At 58.0% G+C, this 14,676-nt stretch carries 15 protein-coding genes; 14 read left to right on the forward strand and 1 reads right to left on the reverse strand.

Annotated features, from left to right (window positions below; translation table 11 throughout):
* Positions 1–137: 137 nt before the first annotated feature.
* Complete coding sequence (gene flk, locus V3W49_RS16360) at positions 138–1,145, reverse strand: flagella biosynthesis regulator Flk (protein ID WP_500146970.1); 1,008 nt, start codon at positions 1,143–1,145, stop codon at positions 138–140.
* Between the two features lie 216 nt (positions 1,146–1,361).
* On the opposite strand from flk, the gene pdxB reads away from it, so the two are divergent.
* The 14 genes from pdxB (at position 1,362) to V3W49_RS16430 (ending at position 14,675) form a co-directional block, all read left to right on the forward strand.
* On the forward strand, positions 1,362–2,498 hold the full coding sequence (gene pdxB / locus V3W49_RS16365; RefSeq protein WP_500146908.1) for a 4-phosphoerythronate dehydrogenase PdxB: 1,137 nt from the start codon (positions 1,362–1,364) through the stop codon (positions 2,496–2,498).
* 53 nt (positions 2,499–2,551) lie between these two features.
* Positions 2,552–3,562 carry an aspartate-semialdehyde dehydrogenase gene (locus V3W49_RS16370; protein ID WP_500146910.1) on the forward strand — a complete coding sequence of 337 codons (1,011 nt, stop codon included), beginning with the start codon at positions 2,552–2,554 and terminating at the stop codon, positions 3,560–3,562.
* A gap of 3 nt (positions 3,563–3,565) precedes the next feature.
* On the forward strand, positions 3,566–4,372 hold the full coding sequence (truA, locus tag V3W49_RS16375) for a tRNA pseudouridine(38-40) synthase TruA (protein WP_500146912.1): 807 nt from the start codon (positions 3,566–3,568) through the stop codon (positions 4,370–4,372).
* Positions 4,373–4,395: 23 nt separating this feature from the next.
* Positions 4,396–5,073 carry a DedA family protein gene (locus V3W49_RS16380; RefSeq protein WP_500146913.1) on the forward strand — a complete coding sequence of 226 codons (678 nt, stop codon included), beginning with the start codon at positions 4,396–4,398 and terminating at the stop codon, positions 5,071–5,073.
* A gap of 148 nt (positions 5,074–5,221) precedes the next feature.
* Positions 5,222–6,148 carry an acetyl-CoA carboxylase, carboxyltransferase subunit beta gene (gene accD, locus V3W49_RS16385; protein ID WP_500146915.1) on the forward strand — a complete coding sequence of 309 codons (927 nt, stop codon included), beginning with the start codon at positions 5,222–5,224 and terminating at the stop codon, positions 6,146–6,148.
* A gap of 66 nt (positions 6,149–6,214) precedes the next feature.
* Entirely contained in the window at positions 6,215–7,483 is a 1,269-nt protein-coding gene (gene folC, locus V3W49_RS16390; RefSeq protein ID WP_500146971.1) for a bifunctional tetrahydrofolate synthase/dihydrofolate synthase, read from the forward strand.
* A complete protein-coding gene (gene dedD, locus V3W49_RS16395; RefSeq protein ID WP_500146916.1) occupies positions 7,473–8,126 on the forward strand; it encodes a cell division protein DedD in 654 nt (217 codons plus the stop codon). The genes folC and dedD overlap by 11 nt, the downstream gene beginning before the upstream one ends.
* A gap of 180 nt (positions 8,127–8,306) precedes the next feature.
* Entirely contained in the window at positions 8,307–8,792 is a 486-nt protein-coding gene (cvpA, locus tag V3W49_RS16400) for a colicin V production protein (protein ID WP_500146917.1), read from the forward strand.
* 36 nt (positions 8,793–8,828) lie between these two features.
* Positions 8,829–10,346 (forward strand): amidophosphoribosyltransferase, encoded by a 1,518-nt coding sequence (gene purF / locus V3W49_RS16405; protein WP_500146972.1) that lies wholly within the window; start codon positions 8,829–8,831, stop codon positions 10,344–10,346.
* Between the two features lie 242 nt (positions 10,347–10,588).
* Complete coding sequence (locus tag V3W49_RS16410; RefSeq protein ID WP_500146919.1) at positions 10,589–11,170, forward strand: UbiX family flavin prenyltransferase; 582 nt, start codon at positions 10,589–10,591, stop codon at positions 11,168–11,170.
* Positions 11,171–11,453: 283 nt separating this feature from the next.
* Complete coding sequence (gene argT / locus V3W49_RS16415; protein WP_500146920.1) at positions 11,454–12,230, forward strand: lysine/arginine/ornithine ABC transporter substrate-binding protein ArgT; 777 nt, start codon at positions 11,454–11,456, stop codon at positions 12,228–12,230.
* 195 nt (positions 12,231–12,425) lie between these two features.
* The gene (gene hisJ, locus V3W49_RS16420; RefSeq protein WP_500146973.1) at positions 12,426–13,208 is read left to right on the forward strand and encodes a histidine ABC transporter substrate-binding protein HisJ; all 783 of its coding nucleotides are present in this window, start codon (positions 12,426–12,428) and stop codon (positions 13,206–13,208) included.
* Between the two features lie 67 nt (positions 13,209–13,275).
* On the forward strand, positions 13,276–13,962 hold the full coding sequence (locus tag V3W49_RS16425) for a histidine ABC transporter permease HisQ (RefSeq protein WP_500146922.1): 687 nt from the start codon (positions 13,276–13,278) through the stop codon (positions 13,960–13,962).
* Positions 13,959–14,675: an ABC transporter permease gene (locus V3W49_RS16430; protein ID WP_500146923.1), complete on the forward strand. Its 717-nt coding sequence runs from the start codon at positions 13,959–13,961 to the stop codon at positions 14,673–14,675. Before V3W49_RS16425 ends, V3W49_RS16430 begins: the two co-directional genes overlap by 4 nt.
* The last annotated feature ends 1 nt before the right edge of the window (position 14,676 follow it).

A 14,676-nucleotide genomic window follows, 5' to 3' on the forward strand; every position in this document is an offset into this window, starting at 1 on the left:
GCCAGGTTGTCAGAAGGCGGCATTTGAGCCCATGACCCGTTCACCGGTTCCGCAACCGGCATAAGAGAAATCACCTTCAGGTGAACGGAACCTTCGCCAGGGCGCCTGAGACTGCTGACGTCCCCCAGGGCACTTTTTTACAGCATCAACCAGAATAACGCGATAACGGCAATCACCACGATAATTGCAAGGCCAGGCCGATCCCTCAGTTGATTCAGCGGCGCCATAATCGGGGCGAACAGCACTTCCTGACGGACATGCGGCTCTTGCTGCTGGGGGGCTTCTTTGCGGATGCGGTCGCAGCGCAGCATTAACAGCTGGTTCAACAGATCCTGGGCCTGCGGGGGCGTCAGTATGCTGCCGGGCATCGCGCCGTACTGCTGGCGGGCGTAATCGGCTATCTCCCGCCATTCATTGCTTTCCAGCGGCTGCTTCAGCACCGACTGCAGGCTGTGCAGGGTCGGTGCGCTTTCGCGGGACAGCGTCAGACGCGCCTGCAGCCAGGTGGTCAGCGGCGCGTAGTGACGGGCGGCGATAGGCTTGCCGTCTCTGGCGCCGGTGAGTTCCAGCATCGATTGCCAGATAAGCTTCGCCGACTCTCCGGTTGCAGCGGACAGCTTACCGACCAGTTTATTGAGTGCGTTGTGTTCGGCAGGCAACAGCGGGCGCTCGGTCGCCGGGCGCTGCACAGGTTGGGGAATAGAAAGTTCGCCGCGCTGCAGCAGGGTCAGCACCTGCCTGAGCTGGTCTGGCGTGAGCTGGCTCAGCACCGTTTGCCCGAACTGCTGGCGGATATAATCGCTCACCGCCTGGCGGTTATTGCCGTGTTGAAGGAGCTCGGTGAGTTGCTGCAGCACCTGGCGTGGCTCATGACGGATCTGAGCCTGGTTCAGGCGCTGCTGCAGATTCTGCTCGGCGGCCGCGAAGTGGCGTGCCAGCAGGGGCTGATCGTTGCTCATGCCTAAATCGTGCTTTAGTGCGGCCCAAATGCCTGCTCCTGGCTGCTGACTCAGGGCGACGATTCGGGTCACCAGGCGCTCCAGTACGGTGCGCTGCTGTGGCGTCAGGGGCTGCGGCGCGGTCTGAGGGCGACCGGCCGGAGGTTCAGCCGGAGGGCGCGCGCCGGCGCCCGAAAGGGGCTGCATCATCGATATTCCTTACTCTGTACGACAAAACATTGAACGTCAGTGACAGACACTGTCTGGGCCTGGCGGCGGGATTATGGCACACTTATATCCTTTATACTTCATATTGCAAAAGCGGGTTTGTCGTGCGCTCACAGAGTCGCCGTTTCAACCCGATGGTAATCTGAAGCGGCTGCGGGCAGAGCCGTTCTCCCGCACAAAAACAGGTACGGTAACGTGAAAATTCTCGTTGATGAAAATATGCCCTACGCCCGCGAGCTTTTCAGCCGCCTGGGCGAGGTTAAGGCTGTCCCCGGCCGTCCGCTACCGGCGTCTGAACTGTTAGATGCACAGGCGCTGATGGTGCGTTCGGTCACGAAGGTGAACGAGGCGCTACTGCAGGGGCATGGGATTAAATTCGTGGGCACGGCAACCGCGGGTACCGACCATGTGGATCAGGCATGGCTGGCGCAGCAGGGGATCGGTTTTTCCGCGGCGCCGGGCTGTAACGCTATCGCGGTCGTGGAATATGTTTTTTCTGCGCTGCTGATGCTGGCGGAGCGCGATGGTTTCGCGCTCAGCGAACGCACGGTGGGGATTGTGGGCGTTGGTAACGTCGGCTCGCGCCTGCAGGCGCGTCTGGAAGCGCTGGGCATTCGCACTTTGTTGTGCGATCCGCCCCGTAAAGACAACGGTGACGATGGCGATTTCCTGCCGCTGGAAACCCTGGTGCGTGACGCCGATATTCTGACGTTCCATACGCCGCTGTATAAAGAGGGGCAGTATAAAACGCTGCATATGGCCGATGAGACGCTGCTCGCCAGCCTGAAGCCCGGTGCTATTCTGGTAAACGCCTGCCGCGGCCCGGTGGTCGATAACGCCGCTCTGCGTCGCCGTCTGGAGGCGGGGCAGAAGTTAAGCGTGGTGCTGGATGTCTGGGAACCGGAGCCGGATCTTGACGTTGAGTTGCTCAAGCTGGTGGATATCGGCACCGCGCATATTGCCGGTTATACCCTTGAAGGCAAGGCGCGCGGCACCACCCAGGTTTTTGAGGCGTACAGCACTTTTCTGGGGCAGTCTCAGCAGGTGGCGCTGGATACCCTGCTGCCGACGCCGGACGTGGTGCGCCTGGCGGTACACGGCCCTCTTAATCAGGCGCTGCTGAAACGCCTGGTGCATCTGGTGTATGATGTGCGGCGCGATGATGCGCTGCTGCGCCATGCGGCGGGTCGAGCGGGTGAGTTCGACAAGCTGCGTAAGAACTACGCCGAACGTCGCGAATGGTCCTCACTGTATGTGCTGTGCGACGACGCCGCAACGGTGTCGACTTTGCAAAAGCTGGGTTTCGGCGCCGTTTACCATCCATCCCATTAATTCTGTTGACCGCTCTGCGCAAGGAGAGCGGTCATTGTCTGGAGTAAACCACCATGTCTGAAGGCTGGAATATTGCCGTGCTGGGCGCCACTGGCGCCGTGGGCGAAGCGCTGTTAGAGCTGCTGGCGGAGCGTCAGTTCCCGGTAGGGGAACTGTATGTACTGGCGCGTAGCGCGAGCGCCGGTGAACACCTGCGCTTCGCAGGCAAACGTCTCGTCGTTGAAGATGCCGAAACCTTTGACTGGAGCCAGGCGCAGTTGGCGTTTTTTGTCGCAGGTGCAGAGGCTACGGCGCGTTACGCTCAGGAAGCTGCCGATGGGGGCTGTCTGGTGATTGACTCCAGCGGCCTGTTCGCTATGGAGCCCGATGTACCGCTGGTGGTGCCGGAGGTTAACCCGGGCGTACTGGCGGACTACCGCAACCGGAACCTGGTCGCCGTGGCGGACAGCCTGACCAGCCAGTTGCTGGTCGCGATTAGGCCGCTAATGGAAGAGGGCGGCCTGGCGCGTCTTCAGGTCACCAGCCTGCTGGCCGCTTCGGCCCATGGGAAGGTGGCGGTGGATGCGTTGGCCGGCCAGAGTGCGCGTCTGCTGAATGGTATACCGCTCGACGATGATGACCACTTCGGTCGCCAACTGGCGTTTAACCTGTTGCCGCTGCTGCCGGATGCTGATGGCAGCGTACGCGAAGAGCGTCGCATCGTTGATCAGGTGCGTAAAGTGCTTCAGGATGAGGGGTTGCCGATCTCTGCCAGCTGCGTGCGATCTCCGGTCTTCTACGGCCATGCCCAGATGGTAAGCATGGAGGCCCTGCGCCCGCTGGCCAGCGACGAGGCGCGCGATGCTTTTGGACGCTGTGAGGATATTTCACTGAGCGAAGAAGACGACTTCCCGACTCAGGTCGGCGACGCTTCTGGTAACGCCGTGCTTTCCATCGGTTGCGTGCGTAACGATTACGGCATGCCGGAGCAGGTTCAGTTCTGGTCGGTGGCCGATAACGTCCGCTTTGGCGGCGCGCTGATGGCGGTAAAAACCGCAGAGAAACTGGTGCAGGAGTACCTTTAACTTATGATGGAGCAGCAACCGCTTTACACCATCGCACTGGGCATTGAGTATGACGGCAGCCGATACTACGGCTGGCAGCGCCAGCGCGAGGTTCGCAGCGTTCAGGAAAAACTGGAGAAGGCGCTTTCTCAGGTGGCGAATGAACCCGTGACCGTCTTCTGCGCCGGGCGAACCGACGCCGGCGTGCACGCTACTGGTCAGGTGGTGCACTTTACCACCCACGCGCTGCGTAAGGATGCGGCCTGGACGCTGGGCGTAAATGCGAATTTGCCTGGAGACATTGCGGTGCGCTGGGTGAAAAATGTGCCGGAAAGGTTTCATGCGCGTTTTAGCGCCACCGCGCGCCGCTATCGCTACCTGATCTACAATCATCGGTTGCGTCCGGCGGTACTACAGCAGGGGGTGACCCACTATCATGCGCCGCTGGATGCCGAACGGATGCACCGGGCCGCGCAGTGCCTGCTGGGGGAAAACGACTTTACCTCATTCCGGGCGGTGCAGTGCCAGTCACGCACGCCGTGGCGCAACCTGATGCACATTAACGTCGCGCGTTATGGCGCTTACGTGATAGTGGATATTAAGGCCAATGCGTTTGTTCACCATATGGTGCGCAACATCGTTGGCAGTCTGATGGAAGTCGGCTGCGGCAATCAGCCGGAAGGGTGGATTGCCGAACTGCTGGCGCTGAAGGATCGTACTCTGGCGGCTGCTACGGCGAAGGCGGAAGGTCTGTACCTGGTCGCAGTAGACTATCCTGAAGAATTCGCGCTTCCGCGCCCCCCGATGGGGCCTCTTTTTCTGGCAGACTGACAGTAGCCGAGGAATAAAATACGATGGATTTCATCCGCTTTGTTATTGATTTTATCCTGCATATTGATGCCCACCTGGCCGAGATGGTGGCGCAGTACGGGATTTGGGTTTACGCCATTTTGTTCCTGATTCTGTTCTGTGAAACCGGCCTGGTGGTTACGCCATTTCTGCCCGGGGATTCATTGCTGTTTGTCGCGGGCGCGCTGTCGTCGCTGCCGTCCAACGATCTCAATGTGCATATGATGGTGGCGCTGATGGTCGTGGCCGCTATCGTCGGCGATGCGGTGAACTATACGATTGGTCGGCTATTCGGCGACAGGCTGTTCAGCAATCCGGACTCGAAAATTTTCCGTCGCAGCTATCTGGATAAAACTCACGCCTTCTATGAAAAGCACGGGGGAAAAACCATTATTCTGGCGAGATTTGTGCCGATCGTTCGTACTTTTGCGCCGTTCGTAGCGGGGATGGGGCATATGTCGTATCGCCACTTCGCTTTCTATAACGTGACCGGGGCGTTACTCTGGGTACTGCTGTTTACCTATGCGGGCTATTTCTTCGGTAATATGCCGGTGGTGCAGGAGAACCTGAAGCTGCTGATCGTGGCGATCATCGTCGTATCGGTGCTGCCCGGTGTGGTGGAGGTTGTGCGCCACAAGCGTGCTGCCGCTCGTCAGGCCCGCCAGACCAAAGCGAAAGAATAATTATCACGGGGTTAGACCAGTTTTTTGTCCAAACTCGCAGGCCGTTGTGTTTTAATGAGCGACATTTATGGCCTGTGGCAGGCAAAAATGGCATCATGCGCCCCACAGAAAAACTGGCATTGACCAGGTTCAGGCAGAAAGGTCATCAATGAGCTGGATTGAACGAATTCTCAATAAAAGCAATATTACACCTACCCGCAAGGCGAGCATTCCGGAAGGGGTGTGGACCAAATGCGATAGCTGTGGGCAGGTACTCTATCGCGCCGAACTGGAGCGTAATCTGGAGGTTTGCCCGAAGTGCGACCACCATATGCGGATGCCGGCGCGCGAGCGGCTGCACACACTGATGGACGAAGGCTCCATGGTGGAGCTCGGTAGCGAGCTTGAGCCGAAAGATGTGCTGAAGTTTCGCGATTCCAAAAAGTATAAGGATCGCCTGGCGAGCGCCCAGAAAGAAACCGGCGAGAAAGACGCGCTGGTGGTGATGAAGGGCACCCTGCACGGTATGCCGGTGGTGGCCGCCGCCTTTGAGTTCGCCTTTATGGGCGGTTCTATGGGTTCCGTGGTTGGCGCGCGCTTCGTTCGTGCCGTTGAGCAGGCGCTGGAAGATAACTGTCCGCTGATCTGCTTTTCCGCCTCCGGCGGTGCCCGTATGCAGGAAGCGCTGATGTCGCTGATGCAGATGGCGAAAACCAGCGCAGCGCTCGCTAAAATGCAGGAGCGCGGTCTGCCCTATATCTCTGTGCTGACTGACCCGACCATGGGCGGCGTTTCAGCAAGCTTCGCGATGCTGGGCGATCTCAACATCGCTGAACCCAAGGCGTTGATCGGCTTTGCCGGGCCAAGGGTTATTGAGCAGACCGTACGTGAAAAACTGCCGCCGGGATTCCAGCGCAGCGAATTCCTGATCGAAAAGGGCGCTATCGATATGATCGTCCGTCGTCCGGAAATGCGCCTGAAGCTGGCGAGCATTCTGGCGAAGCTGATGAATCTGCCGGCGCCGGATCCTGAAGCTTCGCACGGCCCCGAGCTCGAACCGGATGCGCCGGAGCAGGAGCAGGATTCACAGGCCTGACGATGAACAGGGGCAGGGCCGCAGGGCGCTGCCCTTCGTATTTCTGAACCCTGATTAGAAACGGGCATCATGGAAAAATCTATTCCACAAGCCACGTCGTCTCTGGGCACGTGGCTTTCTTATCTTGAAAATCTGCACAGTTTAACTATCGATCTGGGCCTTGAACGGGTAAGCCAGGTAGCCAACGCGCTGGACGTTGTTAAACCGGCGCCTTTCGTTTTCACCGTCGCCGGAACCAATGGCAAGGGCACTACCTGCCGTACCCTGGAAGCGATGCTGCTGTCTGCCGGGTTGCGGGTCGGGGTTTACAGTTCGCCACATCTGGTGCGCTATACCGAACGGGTGAGGATTCAGGGCGAGGAACTGCCGGAAACTCGCCATACCGCTTCATTCGCCGCTATTGAAGCGGCGCGCGGAGAAACCTCGCTAAGCTATTTTGAGTACGGCACGCTTTCCGCGCTGTGGCTGTTTAAGCAGTCATCGCTGGATGTGGCAATCCTTGAGGTCGGTCTTGGGGGACGTCTGGACGCCACTAACATTGTGGATCCCGATGTTGCGGTCATCACCAGTATCGCGCTGGATCATACCGACTGGCTGGGGCCGGATCGCGAAAGCATCGGCCGTGAAAAGGCGGGGATCTTCCGTACCGACAAGTCGGCGGTGGTGGGCGGGCCGGATATGCCGGAAACCATTAGCGAAGTGGCCCGCGAGAAGGGGGCTATGCTGCGCCGCCGTGGTGTGGAATGGGATTACGAAGTCGCCGGTGACGGCTGGCGCTATCGCGACGCAGCAGGCGTGCTGGAAGCGCTGCCGTTGCCCCAGGTGCCTCAGCCCAATGCGGCCACTGCGCTGGCGGCCCTGCGCGCCAGCCAGCTACCGGTGGGGGAAACCGCCATTCGTGAAGGGCTGCGTCAGGCGATGCTACCAGGACGTTTTCAGCAGGTTGGCGAGTCACCGCGGGTGATTCTCGATGTGGCCCATAACCCTCATGCTGCGACTTATCTGGCCGGATGCCTTAAGAGGCTGCCGCGCGAAGGGCGAATACTGGCGGTAGTGGGTATGCTTCACGATAAGGATATTGCCGGCACGCTTGCCTGTCTGGAGCCGCTGGTGGATAGCTGGTATTGTGCTCCGCTGGAGGGGCCGCGTGGCGCGACGGCGCAGCAGCTGACGGCGCATCTTGGCAAGGGGCAATGTTTTGACAGCGTGGTGCAGGCGTGGCGCCGTGCTTTAAGTGAGGCGCGACCCCAGGATACGGTGCTGGTGTGTGGTTCATTCCACACGGTGGCCCACGTAATGGAAGAGATGGAGGCGGTGAAACGAGGTGGCGAGTAAGTTTCAGAACCGATTGGTAGGCACTATCGTGCTGGTGGCGCTGGGCGTCATCGTGCTGCCCGGCCTGCTGGACGGGCAGAAAAAGCATTATCAGGACGAGTTTGCCGCCATTCCCCTGGTTCCCAAACCCGGGGACAGCGATGAACCGGATATGCTGCCGGATGCTGGCGCCGCGCTGCCGGCACAACCGCCGGAAGGGGCGGGCGAAGAGGTGCGCGCCAGCAGCGCCACGCCGACGGTAGACACCAGTCGGCTATCCGGCGCTACCGATGCACGGGTTAGCGAACCACCGCCGGTGGCGCAACCGAAGCCCGAGCCGGTGAAACCGCGCGAGCAGCCGAAACCGGCGCCGAAGCCCGTACCCGAACCGGCCAAACCCGCTCAACAGGAAAAACCGCCGGTTGGTAAGGCTTACGTGGTACAGCTGGGGGCGCTGAAAAACGCTGATAAGGTCAGCGAAATCGTGACTAAACTGCGTGGCGCTGGCTACCGGGTGTACACTATCCCTTCCACGCCGGTGCAGGGTAAAATCACCCGTATTCTGGTCGGGCCGGATGCGTCGAAGGACAAACTGAAGTCTTCTCTCGGCGAGCTGAAAAGCCTTTCTGGCCTGAGCGGCGTGGTGATGAACTACAGTCCGTAACGGGCATCTGGCGTGCCAGTACGGGCAAAAGCGATGGAGTGGGCAATCAGCGGTCGACCATTTTTTGCCCACTTTTTCTTTTCCGCGATGCGAAGGAAACCGCTACGCAAACGTTTTCTTTTTCTGTTAGAATGCGCCCCGAACAGGATGTCAGGGTGAAAAAGTAGGTACGGAACTGATATGGTCTGGATTGATTACGCCATTATTGCGGTTATCGGCTTTTCCTGTCTGGTGAGCCTGGTCCGCGGGTTTGTGCGCGAAGCGCTGTCGCTGGTCACCTGGGGATGCGCTTTCTTTGTCGCGAGCCACTACTACACTTACCTGGCAACCTGGTTCACTGGCTTTGAGGACGAACTGGTACGTAATGGGATAGCGATAGCGATACTGTTTATCGCCACGCTTATCGTCGGCGCGATTGTGAACTACGTGATAGGTCAGCTGGTTGAGAAAACCGGCCTGTCCGGAACTGACAGGGTGTTGGGCGTCTGCTTTGGCGCTCTTCGGGGCGTATTGATTGTCGCCGCCATCCTCTTCTTCCTGGACTCTTTCACCGGCATGGCGAAGAGCGAAGACTGGCAGAAGTCGCAGCTTATCCCACAATTCAGTTTCATCATCAGATGGTTCTTTGACTATCTGCAAAGCTCGTCAAGTTTCTTGCCCCGGTAACCGTGCCGGGGTTGCGGCTTAATGAGGAATGACAACATGTGCGGTATTGTCGGTATCGCCGGTGTAATGCCGGTAAACCAGTCGATCTATGACGCGTTAACGGTGCTTCAGCACCGCGGGCAGGATGCCGCAGGCATCATCACCATCGATGCGAACAACTGCTTTCGCCTGCGCAAGGCCAACGGCCTGGTGAATGATGTTTTTGAAGCCCGCCATATGCAGCGTCTGCAGGGAAACATGGGGATAGGCCACGTCCGGTACCCCACGGCTGGTAGCTCCAGCGCCTCTGAAGCCCAGCCTTTCTACGTCAACTCGCCGTACGGAATTACGCTGGCGCACAACGGTAATCTGACTAACGCCCATGAGCTGCGTAAGATGCTGTTTGAAGAGAAGCGCCGCCATATCAATACCACCTCTGACTCTGAAATCCTGCTTAACGTATTCGCCAGCGAGCTGGATAACTTCCGTCACTATCCGCTGGAGCCGGACAACATCTTCGCGGCCATCGCCGCCACTAATCAGCAGATCCGCGGCGCTTACGCCTGCGTGGCGATGATTATCGGCCATGGCATGGTAGCTTTCCGCGATCCTAACGGCATTCGTCCGCTGGTGCTTGGCAAGCGCGATGTGGGCGATGGCCGTACCGAATATATGGTGGCTTCTGAAAGCGTGGCGCTGGATACCCTGGGTTTTGAGTTCCTGCGCGATGTGGCGCCGGGCGAGGCTATCTACATCACTGAAAAAGGGCAGCTTTACACCCGCCAGTGCGCGGAAAACCCGACCACCACGCCTTGCCTGTTCGAATATGTCTATTTTGCGCGTCCGGACTCCTTTCTGGACAAGATTTCCGTCTACAGCGCGCGGGTTGGCATGGGACGAAAACTGGGTGAGAAGATCGCCCGCGAGTGGGAAGAGCTGGATATCGACGTGGTGATTCCGATTCCGGAAACCTCCTGCGATATCGCGCTTGAGATAGCGCGGATTCTTAATAAGCCCTATCGTCAGGGCTTTGTGAAAAACCGCTATGTCGGCCGCACCTTTATCATGCCGGGCCAGCAGCAGCGTCGTAAGTCGGTACGCCGCAAGCTTAACGCCAACCGCGCCGAGTTCCGGGACAAAAACGTGCTGCTGGTGGATGATTCTATCGTGCGCGGCACCACGTCGGAACAGATTATCGAAATGGCGCGCGAAGCCGGAGCGAAAAAGGTTTATCTGGCCTCTGCGGCGCCGGAGATTCGTTTCCCTAACGTCTATGGTATTGATATGCCTTCCGCCAATGAGCTGATCGCTCACGGCCGGGAAGTCGACGAGATTTGCCAGATTATTGGGGCTGACGGCCTTATCTTCCAGGATCTGGACTCCCTTATCGAAGCGGTTCGCGCAGAAAACCCCGATATCGAACAGTTTGAGTGTTCGGTGTTTAATGGGGTCTATGTGACGAAAGACGTGGATCTCAAGTATCTGGAGTTCCTTGATTCGCTACGTAACGACGATGCGAAAGCGGTGCAGCGCCAGAACGAGGTCGAAAGTCTGGAGATGCATAACGAAGGCTGACCAGCGGCGGCTCCCGGATGGGAGCCGTCAGGTTGATGACAAAGCGGGAAAAAACGTGATTATTCCCGCTTTGTGGTTGAGCTGCCGAAAATCAATAAATTGATTTTCCTGGTTTATTTCTCTGGTTATTCTGGCCGAATGAGTTCGGCCTGGGGTTTCACAGCTCCCGAATGGGAGCCGTCTTGCATCATGCGTCGGAATCCGGCACAGTTGCCGCATCTTTGACTGAGACGGGCGCAAGCATGAAGCGACTGATTGTGGGCATATCCGGCGCCAGCGGCGCGATTTACGGCGTACGACTGCTGGAGGTGCTGCAACCGCTGGCGGATATTGAAACTCACCTGGTGATGAGCCAGGCGGCGCGCCAGACCCTGGCGCTGGAAACCGATCTTCAACTGCGCGACGTTCAGGCGCTGGCCGATGTGGTTCACGACTCACGCGATATCGGCGCCAGCATCTCTTCCGGCTCGTTCCGAACCCATGGCATGGTTATCCTTCCCTGCTCCATTAAAACGCTGTCTGGCATTGTTAACAGCTATACCGACGGGTTACTGACCCGCAGCGCCGATGTGGTGCTGAAGGAGCGGCGGCCACTGGTGTTGTGCGTGCGGGAAACGCCGCTGCACCTGGGGCATCTTCACCTGTTGACCCGCGCCGCGGAAATGGGGGCGCTGATTATGCCGCCGATGCCGGCGTTTTATCATCGCCCGCAGAGTCTGGAGGAGCTGGTCGATCAGACCGTTAATCGGGTGCTGGATCAGTTTGACATCGAGCTGCCCCGGGATCTCTTCACCCGCTGGCAGGGCACCGCAAAGGTGCGCTGATAAGAAAAACCTGCAACGCTTTGCCCCATAATGGGGCAAATCTGTAAGCGCGATCATATCCTGACAAATTACTTTCTCTTTGCAATCACTTTTTCTGCTGTCGCTGCGCTGAAGCTGCTATCTTTTGGCTGCCGGTAACTTTTTATTAACATCAACCTCCTGCCAGACTGGCATAAGACGTGCAACGTGTAACTGGAAAGGCTGTCGCGCGTCAGTTTCCTGATAGTCCGGCGAAGCAACACAACATCTGATAATAAAATTTTCCCGTACAGAGGAATCCCCCATGAAAAAGCAGGCTCTTGCGCTAACTCTGCTCTTCGGTCTTACCAGCAGCGCGTTCGCGGCGCTGCCGCAGTCCATTCGTATCGGAACCGATGCCACCTACGCGCCATTTTCTTCGCTCAATCCCCAGGGGCAGGTGGTGGGTTTTGATATCGATCTGGGAAATGAAATATGCAAACGGATGGCGGTGAAGTGCAGCTGGGTTCCCAGCGACTTCGACGCGCTCATCCCATCGCTGAAGGCGAAGAAGATAGACGCGATTATCTCGTCGCTGTCGATCACCGAAAAACGCCAGAAGGAGATAGCCTTCTCCGCGAAGCTTTACGCTGCGGATTCCCGACTGATCGCCGCTCAGGGTTCGCCCATAAAGCCAACCCTGGATTCGCTGAAGGGTAAGCACGTCGGCGTGCTGCAGGGATCCACCCAGGAGGGCTACGCCAACGCCCACTGGCGTACGGCTGGCGTGGATGTGGTGGCCTATCAGAATCAGGACTTGATCTATTCCGATTTGGCCGCCGGGCGTCTGGATGCCGCTTTCCAGGATGAAGTGGCGGCCAGCGAAGGCTTCCTGAAGCAGCCTGCCGGGAAAGCGTTCGCCTTCGCAGGCCCGGCGGTGAAAGATAAAGCCTTTTTCGGCGACGGCACCGGAATAGGGCTGCGTAAGGAAGATAGCGAGCTGAAAGCGGCAATGGATAAGGCGCTGGCGGAGATGCGTAAGGACGGCACTTACGATCGGATGGCGAAGAAATATTTCGACTTTAACGTCTACGGTGACTGATAGCCTCATGCACCATTATGGCGCTAAAGAGGCTCTCCGGTGGTGCATCCATGACTAGTTATTCATGAATGCCAGATAAAAATTGATAATCCAGGTGGAAAGCTTTGGCCTCGGTCACGGAAAAGTGGCAGGATAGCCGGTACGCCTGTTGTTTTTACGGCTTTGACTATAAAGATCGCTCAGTTGAGGATAATGATGAAAAAGTTGGCCTTGTCTCTTTCTCTGGCGCTGGCGTTTTCCAGCGTTTCCGGCGCTCTGGCTGCCATTCCCCAAAAGCTACGCATCGGTACCGATCCCACTTATGCCCCCTTTGAATCGAAAAGCCCCAGCGGCGAGCTGGTGGGTTTTGACATCGATCTGGCTCATGAGCTGTGTAACCGTATTAAGACGCAATGTACCTTCGTGGAAAGCCCGCTTGACGCGCTGATCCCGATGCTGAAAGCGAAGAAGATCGACGCCATTATGTCGTCGCTGTCGATCACCGAAAAACGCCGTCAGGAGATCGATTTCACCGACAAACTGTACGCCGCCGACTCCCGTCTGGTGGTGGCGAAAGGTTCACCGATCCAGCCGACCCTGGAAAGTCTGAAGGGCAAGCGTGTGGGCGTGCTGCAGGGTACCACTCAGGAAACATACGGCAACGTTCACTGGGCGCCGAAGGGCATCGAGATTGTCTCTTATCAGGGGCAGGATAATATCTACTCCGACCTGACCGCCGGGCGTATCGACGCCGCATTTCAGGATGAAGTGGCGGCCAGCGAAGGTTTCCTGAAGCAGCCGGTGGGTAAGGATTATCAGTTTGGCGGCCCGGCTATTAAAGACGAGAAGCTGTTTGGCGTCGGCACCGGCATGGGGCTGCGTAAAGGGGACGACGAGCTGCGCGAAGCTCTGAATAACGCCTTTGCGCAGATGCGCGCCGACGGCACTTATCAGAAGCTGGCGAAAAAGTACTTTGATTTTAATGTGTACGGTGACTGATCGTTACCGTCAGATGCGACGCCCGCAGGCGGGCGTCGTTACGCAGGTTCCATCATGAGACGGACAGATGCTGTACGGCTATTCACAAGTCATTCTTAACGGTGCGCTGGTGACCCTGGAGCTGGCGCTCAGCGCCCTGGTCCTGGCCGTTGTTATTGGTCTGGCAGGCGCTTCGGCGAAGCTGTCGCGCAATCGTCCCCTGGCGTGGCTGTTCGGCGGTTATACCACCCTGATTCGTGGCGTGCCTGATCTGGTGCTGATGCTGCTTATCTTCTACGGATTGCAGATGGCCCTGAACGGCGTAACTGAAGCGCTGGGCTTTGCCCGGATCGATATCGATCCGCTGGCGGCGGGGATCGTGACGCTGGGGTTTATCTACGGCGCCTACTTCACCGAAACCTTCCGTGGCGCCTATATGGCGGTGCCGAAGGGGCATATCGAAGCGGCCACTGCGTTTGGTATGAGTCGCGCACAAACCTTCCGACGCATTCTGTTTCCGGCCATGATGCGCTATGCGCTGCCGGGAATCGGCAATAACTGGCAGGTGATCCTGAAAGCGACGGCGCTGGTGTCGCTGCTGGGGCTGGAAGATGTGGTGAAGGCCACCCAACTGGCGGGAAAGGGAACCTGGCAGCCGTTCTGGTTTGCCATTGTCTGCGGCATTATCTATCTGCTGTTCACCACGGTATCCAACGGCGTACTCTGGCTGCTTGAGCGTCGCTATTCGGCAGGCGTCAGGAGGGCTGAACTGTGATCGATATTGTACAGGAGTACTGGAAATCGCTGCTCTGGACCGACGGTTACCGCTTTACCGGCGTGGCTGTCACCCTGTGGCTGCTGATTGTTTCGGTCGTCCTGGGAGGCATGCTGGCGGTGCTGCTGGCGGTGTGCAGGGTATCATCGAATAAGTTTCTATCACTGCCGGTCTGGCTGTTTACTTATATCTTTCGGGGGACGCCGCTTTATGTACAGCTACTGGTGTTCTATTCCGGGATGTACACGCTGGAGGTGGTCAAAGGCAGCGAAATGCTGAGCGCCTTTTTCCGTAGCGGCCTGAACTGCGCGCTACTGGCCTTTACCCTGAATACCTGCGCCTATACCACCGAAATTTTTGCCGGCGCCATTCGTTCGGTGCCCCATGGCGAGATCGAGGCGGCGCGGGCCTATGGCTTTTCACGCTTTAAGCTGTATCGCTGCATTATTCTGCCGTCGGCGCTGCGTATCGCGCTGCCTGCTTACAGCAACGAAGTGATTCTGATGCTGCATTCCACGGCGCTGGCCTTTACTGCCACGGTTCCGGATCTGCTGAAAATTGCCCGTGATATCAATGCGGCGACCTATCAGCCCTTTACCGCGTTCGGGATAGCGGCGGTACTCTATCTGATAATCTCTTATGTGCTGATTAGCTTGTTCCGCCGGGCGGAGAAACGCTGGCTGCGGCACACTAAACCTGCCTCTACGCACTGAG

The organism is Rosenbergiella sp. YN46, from assembly GCF_036620675.1.
Classification (GTDB): domain Bacteria; phylum Pseudomonadota; class Gammaproteobacteria; order Enterobacterales; family Enterobacteriaceae; genus Jejubacter.